At 32.4% G+C, this 16,339-nt stretch carries 14 protein-coding genes; 8 read left to right on the top strand and 6 right to left on the bottom strand.

Going from position 1 to position 16,339, the window contains the following annotated elements:
* Nucleotides 1-429: a deoxycytidylate deaminase gene (locus NAT47_RS09440; protein ID WP_250582184.1), complete on the bottom strand. Its 429-nt coding sequence runs from the start codon at nt 427-429 to the stop codon at nt 1-3.
* A complete protein-coding gene (locus NAT47_RS09435) occupies nt 429-1,022 on the bottom strand; it encodes a HupE/UreJ family protein (RefSeq protein ID WP_250582181.1) in 594 nt (197 codons plus the stop codon). The genes NAT47_RS09440 and NAT47_RS09435 overlap by 1 nt, the downstream gene beginning before the upstream one ends.
* A 141-nt stretch (nt 1,023-1,163) precedes the next feature.
* Between NAT47_RS09435 and NAT47_RS09430 the strand changes: the two genes are divergently transcribed.
* Entirely contained in the window at nt 1,164-1,598 is a 435-nt protein-coding gene (locus NAT47_RS09430; RefSeq protein WP_250582179.1) for a tellurite resistance TerB family protein, read from the top strand.
* Between the two features lie 73 nt (nt 1,599-1,671).
* Here NAT47_RS09430 and fbp read toward each other — a convergent pair whose 3' ends face one another.
* Nucleotides 1,672-2,679, bottom strand: a complete 1,008-nt coding sequence (fbp, locus tag NAT47_RS09425) for a class 1 fructose-bisphosphatase (protein WP_250582177.1) — start codon at nt 2,677-2,679, stop codon at nt 1,672-1,674.
* 114 nt (nt 2,680-2,793) lie between these two features.
* Here fbp and NAT47_RS09420 point away from each other — a divergent pair, with 114 nt between their 5' ends.
* Together NAT47_RS09420 and NAT47_RS09415 are read left to right on the top strand one after the other, a co-directional pair.
* Nucleotides 2,794-3,270, top strand: a complete 477-nt coding sequence (locus tag NAT47_RS09420; protein WP_250582175.1) for a GNAT family N-acetyltransferase — start codon at nt 2,794-2,796, stop codon at nt 3,268-3,270.
* Nucleotides 3,271-3,295: 25 nt separating this feature from the next.
* Nucleotides 3,296-4,549 (top strand): aspartate kinase, encoded by a 1,254-nt coding sequence (locus NAT47_RS09415; protein ID WP_250582173.1) that lies wholly within the window; start codon nt 3,296-3,298, stop codon nt 4,547-4,549.
* 199 nt (nt 4,550-4,748) lie between these two features.
* Here NAT47_RS09415 and NAT47_RS09410 read toward each other — a convergent pair whose 3' ends face one another.
* Complete coding sequence (locus NAT47_RS09410; RefSeq protein ID WP_250582171.1) at nt 4,749-5,087, bottom strand: DUF805 domain-containing protein; 339 nt, start codon at nt 5,085-5,087, stop codon at nt 4,749-4,751.
* Nucleotides 5,088-5,106: 19 nt separating this feature from the next.
* The gene (locus NAT47_RS09405; protein ID WP_250582169.1) at nt 5,107-5,661 is read right to left on the bottom strand and encodes a hypothetical protein; all 555 of its coding nucleotides are present in this window, start codon (nt 5,659-5,661) and stop codon (nt 5,107-5,109) included.
* A gap of 462 nt (nt 5,662-6,123) precedes the next feature.
* Between NAT47_RS09405 and NAT47_RS09400 the strand changes: the two genes are divergently transcribed.
* Genes NAT47_RS09400 through NAT47_RS09380 form a run of 5 tightly spaced genes read left to right on the top strand, consistent with a single transcriptional unit; the run spans nt 6,124 to nt 14,422 of the window.
* Complete coding sequence (locus tag NAT47_RS09400; protein WP_250582167.1) at nt 6,124-9,528, top strand: hypothetical protein; 3,405 nt, start codon at nt 6,124-6,126, stop codon at nt 9,526-9,528.
* A 60-nt stretch (nt 9,529-9,588) separates the two neighbouring features.
* Complete coding sequence (locus tag NAT47_RS09395) at nt 9,589-13,038, top strand: T9SS type B sorting domain-containing protein (RefSeq protein WP_250582165.1); 3,450 nt, start codon at nt 9,589-9,591, stop codon at nt 13,036-13,038.
* A 4-nt stretch (nt 13,039-13,042) separates the two neighbouring features.
* Nucleotides 13,043-13,792 (top strand): enoyl-CoA hydratase/isomerase family protein, encoded by a 750-nt coding sequence (locus NAT47_RS09390; protein ID WP_250582163.1) that lies wholly within the window; start codon nt 13,043-13,045, stop codon nt 13,790-13,792.
* The gene (locus tag NAT47_RS09385) at nt 13,789-13,965 is read left to right on the top strand and encodes a hypothetical protein (protein WP_250582161.1); all 177 of its coding nucleotides are present in this window, start codon (nt 13,789-13,791) and stop codon (nt 13,963-13,965) included. Before NAT47_RS09390 ends, NAT47_RS09385 begins: the two co-directional genes overlap by 4 nt.
* A gap of 4 nt (nt 13,966-13,969) precedes the next feature.
* Nucleotides 13,970-14,422: a 6-pyruvoyl trahydropterin synthase family protein gene (locus NAT47_RS09380; protein ID WP_250582159.1), complete on the top strand. Its 453-nt coding sequence runs from the start codon at nt 13,970-13,972 to the stop codon at nt 14,420-14,422.
* A 50-nt stretch (nt 14,423-14,472) separates the two neighbouring features.
* Here NAT47_RS09380 and NAT47_RS09375 read toward each other — a convergent pair whose 3' ends face one another.
* Complete coding sequence (locus tag NAT47_RS09375) at nt 14,473-16,338, bottom strand: OmpA family protein (RefSeq protein ID WP_250582157.1); 1,866 nt, start codon at nt 16,336-16,338, stop codon at nt 14,473-14,475.
* Between the last annotated feature and the right edge of the window lies 1 nt (nt 16,339).

Below are 16,339 nucleotides of genomic sequence, written 5' to 3'. Positions count from 1 at the left end.
TTAGCTCAAATCTTCAATTAATTCGACCTCAACACCTGCTTTTCTTAAGAAATCAACTCCTGAAGTATCTTTGTATTCTTGATGATACACCACTCTTTTAATTCCCGATTGATGAATTAATTTGCTACAATCTTTGCAAGGTGAAAGGGTAATGTATAACGTAGCATCTTCACAAGATTGCGTAGAACGTGCTACTTTTAAAATGGCGTTCGCTTCGGCGTGAAGCACATACCATTTGGTTACATTATCTTCGTCTTCGCAACAATTTTCAAAACCTGATGGTGTTCCGTTATAGCCGTCGGAAATAATCATTTTGTCTTTAACGATAATTGCGCCTACTTTTTTTCGTTGGCAATACGACAGATTACCCCATTCTTTGGCAATTCGTAGATAAGCCTTATCGTATTTTGCTCTTTTTTCTTTCTTCATTAGTTCATCCAAATTTCGCTTTCAATAATCATTGGCAAAACTACACCAATTATAAATGCTGACATAACTAAAGCCCAATCTCTTTTCGAATAGCGGAAGAAATTTTGCACCACATAAGACAAAATCAACACTGCTATTACTACAATAATTTGAGCCGCTTCAATTCCTAAAGCAAACTCTAATAAAGGCAGTAATTTAACAGAAGTATCACCTGGTAAAATTGTCTTAAAATAATTTGAAAAACCAAGTCCGTGAATAATTCCAAAGAACAACGTTACTATTGCTTCGAAAGTGATATTGTCTTTTTTAGCTGATTTTCCTGCAGTAAAAAGGTGAAAAGCGGCTGTTACCAATATAGTGATAGGAATTAGAAACTCTATTAAAACAGCTTGAATTTGAACCACTCCATAAACTGATAATAGCAAAGCTAAAGTATGTCCAATTGTAAAAAGTGACACTAGAACAAAAACATTTTTCCAATCTTTAAAGGCATAAGGAATAACCAAAGCCATTAAAAACAAAACGTGATCATAAGCCGTTATATCCAATACATGCTTGAGACCAATTGTAAAATACATCCAAAATTCTGACATAACAATTAAGTTTTTTCGGGGAATTTCAAACTTACGATTTATTTTTATATGTTACCAAATTATCAGACAGAAAACCAGATTAAATTGTTGTTAAAGATAGAATTTTATGTAATTTTGCTTTAATATAAAAAAACAAGCAACATGTCAATTTCAGATTTATTCGATAGTGGTTTTAGAAACAGAAATAAAGGTCACTTTTCAGCCATTGTAAGGGTAGCTTTATCAGATGGCACCATCACTCCTGAGGAGAAAAAATTCTTAGATAAATTAGCTATTAAACTAGAGATTTCTCAAGCAGAATATGAAGAAATTTTAGAAAATCCTTTAAAATATCCGGTTAATCCACCACTATTACACTCACACCGTTTAGAACGTCTATATGATTTGTCTAGAATGGTATATGCTGACGAACATGTTACGGGTGAAAAAGAGCAAGATTTATTAAAAAAATACGCTTTAGCTTTAGGATTTACTCCAGGAAATGTAGGTTATATCGTAGATAAAGCTTTAAAATTAGTAGACATGAATGTGGATTTAGACACGTTCATTTACGAAATGCAACACATGAACAGATAATTCAATCTGCTTTAAAATAAAAAAGCACAAATTCTAATGAGTTTGTGCTTTTTTATTTTCTTATTTAAAGAAATTACTTCGCTTTCGCCATAAATTCTTCTGCTTTTTCTACCATGTTTTTGCTTCCGCAAAAGAACGGAACGCGTTGGTGTAACTCAGTAGGTTGGATTTCCATGATTCTTCTGTAACCATCAGAAGCTTTTCCTCCAGCTTGTTCGGCTATGAAGGCCATTGGATTGCATTCGTATAACAAACGTAATTTTCCATTTGGTGCTTTTGAACTGGTTGGATACAAATAAATTCCGCCTTTAATCATGTTTCTATGAAAATCAGAAACTAAACTTCCGATGTATCTTGAAGTGTAAGGTCTGTCGCCTTCTTCTGATTGACAATATTTGATGTAATCTTTCACTCCTTGTGGAAAATGAACATAATTACCTTCGTTAATCGAGTAAATTTTACCATCTTCCGAATATTTCATATCGGGATGTGATAAATAAAACGTTCCGATAGCTGGATTTAAGGTAAATCCGTTTACACCGTGACCTGTTGTATAAACTAACATCGTCGAAGTTCCATAAATCACATAACCTGCCGCTACTTGATTTACGCCTGGTTGCAAGAAATCTTCAATAGTTACAGGAGTTCCAACTGGTGTAATTCTTCTGAATACAGAAAAAATCGTTCCCACTGAAACATTCACATCAATATTAGAAGAACCATCTAACGGATCCATCAAAACTACGTATTTGTTATTGTGTGAATTATCTGAACCTGCAACCGTAATAAAATCATCGTTTTCTTCCGAAGCGATTCCGCAAACAATCTCACGATTGATTAAAGTTTGAATGAAAACTTCGTTTGCGTAAACGTCTAATTTTTGTTGGTCTTCTCCTTGAATATTTTGTTCTCCGGCAGCACCTACGATATCTACCAATCCCGCTTTGTTTACTTTATAATTTACCACTTTTGCGGCCAAACGAATAGAGTTAATGATACGCGATAGTTCTCCTGTTGAATATTGAAACGAATTTTGATGTTCAATGATAAATTCACCTAGGGTTTTATTTCTTTCTTCCATTTCGAAAAAATTATAGTTGTGTTTAAAGCACAAATATCGTGTTTTTTGTGAAATCCCTTTAATTATTTAAAAAGATGTTTAAGTTAATTTTACTTTTGTAAAAAATTACGAAAAATGATGATTAGAAAAGCCACCAAAAACGACATGCCATCCGTTTTAGAATTGATTCAAGAATTGGCAACCTTTGAAAAAGAACCTGATGCTGTTGTGGTTACTGTTGATGATTTAATTCGCGATGGTTTTTCGGAAAATCCGCTTTTTCAATGTTTTGTTGCTGACGTTGATGGCGAAATTATCGGAATGGCTTTGTATTATTATCGTTATTCGACTTGGAAAGGAAAAACCATTCATTTAGAAGATTTAATTGTAAAAGAAAACAAACGCGGAACAGGTGCCGGATTTGCCCTTTACAAAGAAATCATCAAACAAGGAAAAGCAGAAAATGTGCGCCGAATCGAATGGAATGTTTTAGACTGGAACACACCAGCTATTAATTTCTATGAAAAATCGGGTGCTAAAGTCTTAGACGATTGGCGTGTGGTGCATATGGATGAAGAAGGCATCAATAATTTCATAAGTCGTAATACTTAATACAAGAATCTTAATACTTTTAAGAATGAAAATATTCAAATTTGGAGGTGCATCGGTTAAAGATGCCGAAGGCGTAAAAAATGTATTACATGTTTTAAACACGGTAGGACACGAAGATGTTTTGTTGGTAATTTCTGCCATGGGAAAAACCACAAATGCTTTAGAAGTCGTGATCAAAAATTACTTTGACAAATCGAAAGAATTGCATGCCTCGTTGCAAGAAGTTCGAAAGTATCACAACCAAATTTTATTAGATTTATTTGAAGACGAAGATCACGAAGTGTTTTTTGATGTCAACGCGCATTTTGATGATCTAGAATATTTCATTCGTAGTAATAAATCTCCAAATTATAGTTTTGTTTACGACCAAGTGGTAAGCATCGGCGAATTGGTTTCTACCACAATTGTGAGTCACTATTTCAATTACAGTGGCTTAAAAAACAATTGGATTGATGTTCGTCCATTAATCAAAACAGATAACAATTACCGTGACGCCCAAGTCGATTGGGAAGCCACTCAAAAATTAATTTCAAAAGGCGTTAAGAAAAAAACGTTAAACATCACACAAGGATTTTTAGGTTCAGATGAAAATAATTTCACCACAACTTTAGGTCGCGAAGGTTCGGATTATACTGCTGCTATTTTTGCCTATTGTTTAGGTGCGGAAAGTGTTACCATTTGGAAAGACGTTCCTGGAGTTTTAAATGCCGATCCAAGATATTTTGAAAATGCAGTTTTGTTGAACCAAATATCCTATAGAGAAGCAATCGAATTAGCCTTTTACGGTGCTTCGGTTATTCATCCAAAAACGTTACAACCTTTACAGAAAAAGGAAATTCCGTTGTATGTAAAATCGTTTGTTAACCCGACATTACCTGGAACCAGCGTTTCAAAAGGTGCAGATTTAGAACCGAAAACTTCATGTTTTATCGTAAAGAAAAACCAATTGTTATTATCGTTATCGTCTATTGATTTCGATTTTATTATGGAAAATCACATTAGTGAGATTTTTGGCTTGTTCTCGAAATACAAAATTAAAGTGAATTTAATTCAGAACACAGCAATTAGTTTCTCCGTTTGTATTGAAGATAAATACAACAACTTTGAAGAGTTGCGAAAAGTGTTGGCTAAGAAATTCAAAGTTTCCTATAACGAAAATGTATCACTTTACACCATCAGACATTTTGATGAAAACGCTGCAAAAGTTGTTGAGACTAACAAAACAATATTGCTACGCCAGATTTCGAGAGAAACAATGCAGGTGATTACGAAAGAGTAGTTTTAAAATAAATTACCGCAGATTCGCAGATTATTATTCAAAAAAATCTGCGAATTTGCGGTTCAAACAAAATACTTCCTTTTTTCCAACAATAAATACTACTTTTGAAGATTCGGAGTTAAAAATATTCAAACAATAAAATTCCTACAAAAAGAAAAAGGTCTTTTAAAGATCTTTTCAATTACATTACAAAACCAACTTAATAATTTCTTTTTGTAGGTTTCAAACAAAGTATAAAATTTAAAATTGGAATGATTGTAAACCATGTAGAAAAACCTGCATCTCTTAACCGTCTAGTAGTCGCAGAAACCATTGGTATCAACAAAATTAATTTTAAATAAAATTTAAAATCTTGAAACATTAGTCCATCAGGCTGGAGATTATTTACTCTCAAATATCTACCTTCTATTAACCCTAAAATAATCGAAAGTAATAATCCAAAAACATAAAAAGAAATAACATAAGTCCAATATTCTTTTCGATTAGTCAACCCTTTAAAATTAAAGGTGTCTTTAAAAACATTTATAATACTCTTCATTTTTGAAATTATTTTAAAATTACCAACCTCCACAATTTCTTGCTATGCAATCGACAACAACCTCTTGGGCACCACCTGTTAATGATTCGTAAGCAATCTTAAGCTTAGACCAATTTTGGTAAACAGCAAACGAACATTGCTTTACTCCTTGAGTAGAACATGAAAAACTATCTAAAATATTACCATTTTGATCTCTCACGCAATTTCCACAAATTCTTGAACTAACAGCTAAAGAATTTAAATCCGCTCCTTCTTTAATACTTGTGGCAATTATACTTTCATCGTTAATAAAGTACTCAACTTCAATATTAGCTTTTGAATCTTTGATTAAAACGCCCAATTCATCAAAAGTTAACTTATCTGATAATTCAATGGAAGAAGTTATTTTTACTTTAAAATTTAATAAATCTTGATTAATTTCTTCTCTATTATTCATCCCATTACTCCCTTTTGCAAATAATATCTTCTCATATTGATATACATAATTTACTTGTAAATCATCTGAGCTAGAACAACCAAAGAATAAAAATAATAAATTTAATGTTAAAAAAAGTTTGAAATTTAATTTTTTCATTTTAATTAAGTTAGTTTAAAAACACCTACTATCATTTTCGGGTATCTGTTCGGCTTATTTTCCCCACTACAAACAAACTCAAAATATTAAAAACATAATAGCTTCTTCAAATTCTTACTTTAAATCAAAGTTTAGCAAGCAATCTTCCAATAATTTATTAAGTATTATTAGTAATCACATACAAATTAAATATTTAATCATCTTATGATTTTACGGTATTTTATATAAAATTTTACGGTTTTAAAAATTAATTCTCACTTGCATAATATTTAATAATTGTAAAATCTAAAATGTTTTTCGAGGTGCAATATAAATCGCTGTTTCAAAACCATTGCTGTAGTTTTTCTGCACATTTTGTTAAAATTTCAATTCTTTTGATTTATTTTTCAAGCCACAAAATCAACCTTAGCAAAACTTTCCAACAATAAATACTACTTTTGAAGATTCGGAGTTATAGTATTTATGCAAAAAATTGTTTTTTTAGCGGGATTTCTGTTATGTTTTTTGAGTGGTTTTGCTCAGGAAACGTTACAATCCTATCCTACTAAAAAAATTGCGTTTTCAAAAGACACGATTTCGATTGAGAAATTTAGTTTGAACAATTCCTTTTTTGAAATTAAAGACAAAAATGGAAAAGTCATTGATACGAGTTTTTACAAAGTAAATTTCCAAAAAGGAACGGTAATTTTCATCAAAGAAATCAACACTTCTGATTCGTTAGTGGTTCGTTATTCAAAATTTCCTGATTTTTTAACCAAAACGTATTCTATTTACGATGACGACAAAGTAGTTTCCAACGAAGCAGGAAAATTAGTCGTTTTCAAAAAAGAGAAAAACACCAAATTCAAACCTTTCGACGGATTGAATACTTCGGGAAGTATTACGCGTGGCGTTACGGTTGGAAACAATCAAAACACGGTAGTGAATTCGAATTTAGATTTACAAATCACAGGAAAAATTTCGGATAAAGTAAGTTTGCGTGCATCCATTCAAGACAGCAATATTCCGCTACAAGAAGGCGGCTATTCGCAAAAATTAGATGAGTTTGACCAAATTTTCATCGAATTATTTTCGGATAAATGGAACATTCGAGCAGGAGATTTATTTCTAGAAAATCGAAAATCTGCTTTCTTGAATTTCAACAAAAAAGTACAAGGATTATCAACTCGTTTTACCTTCGGAACTCCTGATAAAAAAACAGAAGTGGTTGCTTCAGGAGCTTTGGTTCGTGGACAATATGCAAAAAGTACTTTTACCGGACAAGAAGGCAATCAAGGTCCGTATAAATTGCGAGGCAATAATAACGAATTATATGTTTTAGTAATTTCGGGTTCGGAACGGGTTTACGTCAACGGAATTTTGAAAACACGTGGCGAAAACAACGACTACATCATCGATTACAACGCAGGGGAAATTATCTTCACTTCTTTATTTCCGATTACTTCCGAAATGCGAATTAATGTTGAATATCAATATACCGATAGAAATTATACACGATTTATAACCTATGGCGGGATTTCGCACGAGAGAGAAAATTGGCAAATTGGTGGTTATGTCTATTCGGAAAGTGATGTAAAAAACCAGCCATTGCAACAAAATTTATCACAAGAACAAATTGCTATTTTACAAAATGCTGGTGATGATATTTCTTTAATGAATGGACCCTCAGCCTATTTAGATTCGTATTCAGAAAATAAAATTTTGTATCGAAAAATATTGGTTAATGGCGTTGAAGTATTTGAATATTCGAACAATCCAGATGACGGATTGTACAATGTACGTTTTTCATTGGTTGGAAATAATCAAGGAAATTACATTTTAGCAAATAATCAAGCCGTTGGTAAAATTTATGAATATGTCGAGCCAATTGGTGGAATTCCCCAAGGAAATTACGAACCAATAATCCGTTTGATTGCACCAACAAAAATTCAAATGGCAACGGTTTTAGGGAAATACAATCCGAATGAGAAAACTCTTTTGGATTTTGAAGTAGCTTTAAGTAACAGCGATCAAAATTTATATTCCAACTTAAACGACACCAACAACAGAGGTTTTGCTGGAAAATTCAATGGAAAACAACGTGTTTATGATGAAAAAACTAAGGTAGATGCGTTTGCGAATTATCAATTCATTCAAGAAAATTTCAAACCAATTGAACGTTTGTTCAACATCGAATTTAATCGCGATTGGAACATTACATCGCCTTTAATTGGTAATCAAAGCCTCTTAACTTCGGGATTAGATTTTAATTTCAACAACAAAGGAAAAGCGATTTATCAGTTTGAAAACTTAACTTTTGGCGATGCTTTTTCGGGAAATAAGCACACTTTTTCAGGAAGATATTCTGGCAGAAACTGGATGATTTGGAGCAATTCAAGCGCTATGAAAAGTGATTCTGAACTTTCGAATTCATCTTTTTCCAGAAGCGAAAATCGTTCGTCTTACAAATTGGGTAAAAATTGGATTGGCGCTACTGTGAATTTGGAAGATAATTCGGAAAAACTGAAGGCAACCAATACATTTTCGGCCTTGAGCCAACGCTTTTTAGAATATGGCGCATTTGTAGGAAGAGGTGATTCGACTAAAGTTTTTGTAGAATTGGGTTTTTTACAACGTCAGAATGATAGTTTGCAAAACAACCGAATTGAGCGTGTAAATCATTCGAATTCGTATTACTTAAAGTCGCAATTAATCAAAACAGAAAAAAGTAATTTGAGTGTGTTTTTAAATTATCGCACTTTAAAATATGAAGATATAAACAAAGAAAATGAATCTTCATTGAATTCCCGCATTTTGTATTCTGATAGATATTTTGGACAGCTAATTCAGACAACAACCGCTTATGAAACCAGTTCAGGAACGATTGCTCAACAAGAATTTACTTATTTAGAAGTAGAGCCTGGACGAGGAGTTTACATGTGGAACGATTACAATGAGAATGGAATTCAAGAATTACAAGAGTTTGAAATAGCGCCATTTCCTGATTTAGCCATTTATGTTCGCGTGTTCTTACCTAATCAAGTTTTTGTACGGACCCATCAAAACCGATTTTCACAAGCGTTGAATTTTAATTTTAATCAATGGCAAAATGAAAAAGGATTTAAAAAATTCGTTTCTTATTTTTACAACCAAACATCTTTTTTAATAGAACGCAGAATTCGAAGAGATGGTTCTAATTTCGACTTGAATCCGTTTTCAAAAAATGATGATGACTTGATTGGTTTGAACACGAATTTTAGAAATAGTTTGTTTTTTAATCGAGGGAAACAACATCATTCTACCACCTATTCTTTTTTGATTAATGAAAGTCAAAATTTGCTTTCGGTGGGAAGTGTTGCGGCTAAAAATCAATCGCATCAATTACAATATCTGCATTTAGTTAAGAAAAGTTGGTTGTTTAATTTTTCAGGAAGCATTACAGAAACTCAAACAAAATCAGAAAATTATCCAAATAGAAATTTTAATATAGAAAGCTTTCAAATAGAGCCAAAAATTGGATACTTATTTTCTAAAAATGTGAGTTGGGATGTTTTTTATGAATACCAACAAAAAGAGAATCAAATAGGAGCATTTGAAATATTAAAACAAACCCGATTAGGAACATCATTTACCTTAAATAGTGAAAAAGGATTCAGCTTCAATAGCGAATTTTCGATGTATAATAATAATTTTAATGGAAATGCTTTATCAGCAGTAGGTTTTCAAATGTTAGAAGGCTTACAGCCAGGAAAAAATCAAACTTGGCGCTTTTTACTTCAGAAAAATTTAACGCAATATTTAGATCTAAACATCAATTATCAAGGAAGGAATAGCGAAAGGAGCAAAACGATTCATACCGGTAGTGTTCAATTAAGAGCGTTTTTTTAGTTAATATTTAGATTAATTATGCTTTTCTACGTATTTTTACGAGCTATCTTAATTTTAACTATGATTAGAAAAATATTTTTCATACTACTGTTGATTTCAAATGTTTGCTTTTCACAATTAAGTAATAAACACTGGATTCCACCTCTTCACTGTAGAGATGCATCGGCTGTAGCGGATCAATATTTGTATTTATCAACCCAAGAAACATCACCTTTTACAGTTACTATAACTGATGGTGCAGGAGTTGCTATTCCAGGAAGTCCAGTTACTATTTCAGCAACCTCTCCTGCAACGATTAACTTGGGATCAGGTCAAAACACGAAAATGTTTTTAGGCCAAAACAATGTAAATGTAGTATTGTCTAACAGTGGTATTATTTTAGAAGGTATTAAAGATTTTTATGTAAGCTTTAGAGTTAGATCAGCTAATCATGCTGAGACTTTGATATCCAAAGGAAAACCAGGAATTGGCACTTCTTTTAGATTGGGACATATCATAAATGAATCTGTAGATTATCGAAAGTCTTTTGTAGCAAGTGTCATGGCTACTGAAAACAATACTTCGGTTAGTTTAACTGGCTATGATCCTGGAGTTACATTTGTAACCCCAACAGGCTCAGTAACACTTCCAAATCAAAATTTCATACTAAACGCTGGACAAAGTATTATTTTTTCAGGTTACAGCGATAATATTGCTAATTTAGATGGTGCTATTGGATCTTTAATTACTTCTGATAAACCTATTGCTGTGAATTCTGGAAATGCTTTAGGGGGAATTCAAAACAATAGAGCTGATTTTGCTCTGGATCAAATCGTATCCTCTAGTCAAATTGGAAATGAATATATTTTTATTGAAGGTAATGGTCTGCCATCTATGGAACTGCCTCTTATTGTTGCTAATGAAGATAATACCGAAATTTATGTCAATGGTTCTACAACACCTGTAGCGATCATTGATGCTGGAGATTACTATTTAATTGACAATTCTTTTTATCAAGGTAGTGCCAGAAACCAAAATTTATTTGTTCGAACCTCAAAAAATGTTTATGCTTATCAATTAATAGGTGGAGGTGATGATACGGCTACTGCAGGTTTAAATTTCATTCCTCCTTTGAGTTGTTTTTTCCAAAATTCAGTAAACATCCCTAATGTAGACAGAATTGGAAATACTATTTATACTGCTGAGCTAATGATTTTAACTTATTCATCAGCTACTGTTTCTGTAAACGGAATTACTATCCCAACATCTCAAGCACAACCTGTTTTAGGAAATACGGATTGGGTAACCTATCGAACATCTGGAATTAATGGTAATGTTAATGTTCAATCTACAGGCCCATTAGCCGTTGGTGTTTTTGGATTTATTGGTGATGCATCTGGCTTTGCAGGATATTACTCAGGTTTTGGTAGTAATCCAGAAGACACCGATGTTGCTATTTGTTCTAACGAAACAATAGATCTTTTTGAAGCCATAACAGGAAATCCAGGGGTAAATGGCACCTGGACAATTCCGGCGGGTGGTGCACCGTTAAATAACAACATTTTTGATCCTGCTATAAATATTGAAGGAGAATATATTTATAGATTTACTAAAGATTGTAATGCTTCGTTGGTAACCATTCCCGTAAAAGTTAACGTAACTATTAATCAAGCACCAAATGTAGGAAATAATGCCTCGTATTCAACTTGTATCAATGCTTCTACCATCGATTTATTTACTTTGTTAGGTAACAATATTACTCCTGGCGGCACTTGGACTCCTACACTTTCATCAGGTTCTAGTATTTTTGATCCTGCCATCGATGTATCTGGAGTTTATACGTATAGAATTTCAGCATCTGGAGCATGTGCAGAGGTTTCTGCTAGTGTGACAGTAACGAACAATCCTATTCCTGCTACTCCTTTAATAACTCCTTTGCAAGTTTGTGATAACGATGTTGATGGAAATGACACGAATGTTTTCGTTACTTTTGATTTGACTCAAAAAAATACAGAAATTTCGAATTTAGTTCCTGGATACAACATTACATACCACAGTGAACAAAATGAAGCAATAGCTGGCAATAATAGTATTACATCTATTTATTCAACAAACCGAATTATCTATGTGAGATTAACCAACATAAATAATGGTTGTTTTTTGACAGCTTCGTTTAATTTGATAGTAAATAGTAAACCTAATGTTGTTGCTGTAGTTCCACTAAAACAATGCGATACAGATGGAGATGCTAACACAACGTTTAATTTAACTCAGATTAATACCCAAATTTCATCAGATACTGATGTGACCTTTTCATATCACAATAGTTTAACTGGAGCTATTAATAATAATGATTTTGTCTTTAGTGAAACTTCTTTTAATGCATCTAATGGAAGTGTTGTCTGGGCTCGAACAACTAATACCAATGGATGTTTTAGAATAACTAGAGTTGACTTAATTGTTTCTACCACTTATGTTCCCCAAAGTTACAGATATGTCATCAATGATGTTTGTGATGTTGATATTAGCGAAAATGATCCTTCAGGTGATGGAATTGGATATTTTGACTTAACCGAAATCGAAAGCGCTTTAATTAATCAATTTCCTGCTGGTCAATCTTATACTTTTAGCTATTATTTGAATCAAAATGATGCTGAGATTGAACAAAATGCGATTACTTCTGTCACGAATTTTAGAAACACCGACCCAAATGAACAATTAATTTGGGTTCGAATAGAAAGTAATTTATATGAATGTGCCGGATTAGGACCCTTTTTAAAACTCGTGGTAAATCCATTACCCGATATAAATTTAGGTGATGATTTTATCATTTGTGTTGATCCTGTAACAGGTGTAGGATCTTATACTATAGACGCCACTCCTAATACACCTGGAAATTATAGTTATCAATGGACCCCAACTAATCCAAACGGAAATGTTGCTACTTTCACTGCAACTACCTCTGGTAATTACACTGTAGTTGTTACAAATACAGACACTTCTTGTAGTGCAACTAATTCCATTTTTGGAACTATTTCATCCGGACCTGTTTCAGTAAATGCAGAATTGCTAACACCTGCATTTGCAACAGGATTGGCATCTATTCAAGCCAATGTTGAAGGTGGATTTGGTATTTACGAATACAGTTTAAATGCTATTGATTGGCAATCTAGTTCTGTTTTTAATGGATTATCAAATGGTTCCTACACAATTTATGTTAGAGATATTCAAGGTTGTGGTTTGCTTGCTAGTAATATGATTCAAACTATAACTTATCCCAATTATTTCACTCCAAATGGAGATGGATTTAATGACACATGGAATATTATTTTACCTTTAGAATACGAAGGTTTGATTTCTATATTTGATAGATACGGAAAATTATTGAAGCAAATAAAGCCAAATGAAAATGGATGGGATGGCACTTTCAATGGAGAACAACTTCCATCTTCAGATTATTGGTTTAAAGTAGAATATACTGAGGAAAACATTAATAAAGAATTTAAATCACACTTTACATTAAAAAGATAATATAATGGGAACTATTGAAACCGTAATTCAAAAAAATATTGCAACGGTTACTTTTTATCATCCTTCTAGTAATTCGTTTCCAAGTAATTTGTTGCAACAACTTACTGACGAATTTAATGCTCTTGGGAAAAACAATTCCATATCCATAATTGTATTAAAAAGTGCCGGAGATGGGGCTTTTTGTGCAGGTGCTTCATTTGATGAATTACTTTCAATTTCTAATTACGAAGAGGGAAGTCGCTTTTTTTCAGGCTTTGCTAATGTAATTAACGCTATGAGAAAGTGTCCCAAATTAATTATTGGTAGGATACATGGCAAAGCTGTTGGCGGTGGCGTTGGATTAGCAGCTTCATGTGATTATACGTTTGCCAAAAAAGAAAGCGCTGTTAAACTTTCAGAAATCGCGATAGGAATAGGGCCATTTGTGATTGAACCAGCTGTAACTAGAAAAATAGGCAAAATAGCTATGTCGGAAATGACATTGAATCCTACGGTTTGGAAATCTGGCGAATGGGCATTAGAAAAAGGATTATATACTGAAATATTTGATTCTACAGAAGAATTAGATAATAGATTAGATAACTATATTAAAGAAATTTCAGGTTATAACAAAGAAGCTTTATTGGAGATAAAAAAAATCCTTTGGGAAGGAACAGATTATTGGGACACATTACTATATGAGCGGGCGGCTATATCTGGTAGGTTAGTATTATCTGATTTTACAAAAACAGCATTAGAAAAATTTAAAAAATGAAAAGTTTAATCTTTTTTTTACAAGTTAATGTGGAGCAAAAACTAAAAGAAGCTCCCGATAATCAATATCAAATTGGCGTTTTAATAGGTTCCTTTATCCCTTTTATTGTATTAGCCGGAATTGCATATGCTTTGTATTACAGAGCCAAAAAGAAAGAAAAAAAATTAAAATAAAATTATGTCATACATAAGAATAACTAAACAATTTAGTTTTGAAACTGGCCATGCGCTTTATGGTTATGATGGTAAATGCAAAAATGTTCACGGACATAGCTATAAATTATCCGTTACGGTAATTGGAAAACCAATAACAGATCCATCCAATGTAAAATATGGGATGGTAATAGATTTTGGAGATTTAAAAAAAATCGTTAAAGAACAAATAGTTGATGTTTTTGATCATGCTACAGTATTCAATAAAAACACTCCACATATAGAACTAGCTAAAGAGCTTGAGCTACGTGGTCATGAAGTTATACTAGTAGATTATCAACCAACAAGTGAAAATATGGTAGTGGATTTTTCTAATAAAATAAAAAAACTACTTCCTGAAAACATCAAATTACACTCTCTCAGATTACAAGAAACTGAAACGTCTTTTGCTGAATGGTTTGCGTCAGATAATGAATAAAAAAAATGTCCTCAAATTGAGGACATTTTTTTATAATTAAAACCTAAATATTATTTCTTAACAATTAAGAATTCACTTCTTCTGTTTTGAGCATATTGTTCTTCGGTACATGGCTTACAGACTACTTTAGGTTCAGTTTCACCAAATCCTTGACCCGAAATTCTTTCTTTCGCAATTCCTTTGCTAATTAAATACTGAACCGTTGATTTAGCTCTTCTATCAGATAAATTCATATTGTATTTATCACTACCTCTGCTATCAGTATGCGATTTTGCAAAAATAACCATATTTGGATGCTCATTCATTACTACAACTAATTTATCTAACTCAGCTGCACCTTCTGCAGTAATATTACTTTTGTTGAATTCAAAGAAAATTGGCTGTAAAATAACTTCTTTTTCTGTGATGATAGGCATAATCGGGTTAAGTAAAGCCTCAACCACAACTTGTTCATTTTCACCTTTTGCAACTTGAAACACACCACTTTCGTATCCTGATTTAGACACTTGTGCGCTATATGAAGTATAACACATAACACCCGTTAAAGTTTCTCCATTTAAAGCTGTAGTTTGATTTGAAACTGTTTTTTGTTTTTCATCAACTACAATAACAGTGGCACCTTCGATAACTTTTCCAGTTTTAGCATCTTTAACACGAACTAAAGCTTGAACATTACATACAGGATCTGCTTTATAAATATTATCTACACCTTCTCTATTACTAGAAAAGAAACCAACTTTTTTCGTTGTATTGTAGGAAAAAGCAAAATCGTCTTTGTTTGTATTTACAGGCTCTCCAACATTAATAGGGTCTGATCCTTTTTTCAAATCGATTTTAAAAACATCTAAACCACCAAAACCAGTTTTTCCATTAGATGAAAAGAACAAAACATTATCATCTGTAATGTAAGGAAAACTTTCATTTGCTTCAGTGTTAATTTTAGCACCTAAGTTTTCTGGCGTACCAAACTCATCACCATTTACACTAACTTTCCAAATATCTTCACCTCCAAAACCTCCTGGCATGTTTGACGAGAAAAATAATGTTTTACCGTCCTTGCTTATACTAGGATTTCTAACATCATACTCTTTGCTATTGAACGGTAAAGGCTTAGCGTTTGTCCATTTATCCCCATCTTTAGTAGCTTTATACAGGTAAATTTTACCATATTTTGCATTTTTGACTTTGTCTTTAGTAAATTCTTTCTCATTGAAACTTTCACTACCATAATACATTATAGACCCATCACTTGAAATACTAGCAGGACCATCATGCCATTTAGTATTTATATTATCTAAAGCTACAGCATCACTAATGGTTCCATTTTCATTGTAGGTAGCTTTATAGATATCCAAATAAGGCTCTTCATTGAAATTACTGCTTCTTTTTGAAGTATTTCTAGCACTAGCAAAATAGAAATTATTATCGTTTGTTAAAACAGCTCCAAAATCTGTTTTATCACTACTTATATCAGATTTAGCAACGTCGTATAACTTAACTTGACTTTTTAAACTTGGTAAGTAATTTGGATTACTCATAAAAGTTTTTGCTCTTTGATCATTAGGTGCCAATTGAGCAAATTGTTTCATTTGTTTATCTGCTTCTACAAAATTTCCTTCTGCTTTAAGCATTTGTGCATATTTGTAGTAAGTCTCAGCGTCTTGCTTTTCTTCTACGACTTTAGCATACCATCTAGCTGCTTCTTTTGAATTAAAAACATTGTAATAGCTATCGGCTAATTGTTTATAGATATAGCTATCAGCGTATTTACTTTCTGCTAATATTAAATATTCTTTAGCTGCATCAACGTATTCAAATCGATTGAATAGCTTGTCAGCAGTCTTAGTATATTGATTTTGTGCACTAATAATTCCACTAGCCATCACAAAACTTAATGTTAAATATAAATTTCTCATT

This window comes from Flavobacterium fragile (assembly GCF_023634865.1).
Lineage (GTDB): Bacteria > Bacteroidota > Bacteroidia > Flavobacteriales > Flavobacteriaceae > Flavobacterium > Flavobacterium fragile.
Note: the sequence above shows the minus strand (reverse complement) of the source record. Positions and strands in the feature narration are given on the sequence as shown.

Coding starts and splice junctions, on each gene's coding strand:
- NAT47_RS09420 (WP_250582175.1), top strand. CDS start 2,794: ATGATGATTAGAAAAGCCACCAAAAACGACATGCCATCCGTTTTAGAA.
- NAT47_RS09435 (WP_250582181.1), bottom strand. CDS start 1,022: ATGTCAGAATTTTGGATGTATTTTACAATTGGTCTCAAGCATGTATTG.
- fbp (WP_250582177.1), bottom strand. CDS start 2,679: ATGGAAGAAAGAAATAAAACCCTAGGTGAATTTATCATTGAACATCAA.
- NAT47_RS09405 (WP_250582169.1), bottom strand. CDS start 5,661: ATGAAAAAATTAAATTTCAAACTTTTTTTAACATTAAATTTATTATTT.
- NAT47_RS09410 (WP_250582171.1), bottom strand. CDS start 5,087: ATGAAGAGTATTATAAATGTTTTTAAAGACACCTTTAATTTTAAAGGG.
- NAT47_RS09375 (WP_250582157.1), bottom strand. CDS start 16,338: ATGAGAAATTTATATTTAACATTAAGTTTTGTGATGGCTAGTGGAATT.
- NAT47_RS09430 (WP_250582179.1), top strand. CDS start 1,164: ATGTCAATTTCAGATTTATTCGATAGTGGTTTTAGAAACAGAAATAAA.
- NAT47_RS09415 (WP_250582173.1), top strand. CDS start 3,296: ATGAAAATATTCAAATTTGGAGGTGCATCGGTTAAAGATGCCGAAGGC.
- NAT47_RS09400 (WP_250582167.1), top strand. CDS start 6,124: ATGCAAAAAATTGTTTTTTTAGCGGGATTTCTGTTATGTTTTTTGAGT.
- NAT47_RS09385 (WP_250582161.1), top strand. CDS start 13,789: ATGAAAAGTTTAATCTTTTTTTTACAAGTTAATGTGGAGCAAAAACTA.
- NAT47_RS09390 (WP_250582163.1), top strand. CDS start 13,043: ATGGGAACTATTGAAACCGTAATTCAAAAAAATATTGCAACGGTTACT.
- NAT47_RS09440 (WP_250582184.1), bottom strand. CDS start 429: ATGAAGAAAGAAAAAAGAGCAAAATACGATAAGGCTTATCTACGAATT.
- NAT47_RS09395 (WP_250582165.1), top strand. CDS start 9,589: ATGATTAGAAAAATATTTTTCATACTACTGTTGATTTCAAATGTTTGC.
- NAT47_RS09380 (WP_250582159.1), top strand. CDS start 13,970: ATGTCATACATAAGAATAACTAAACAATTTAGTTTTGAAACTGGCCAT.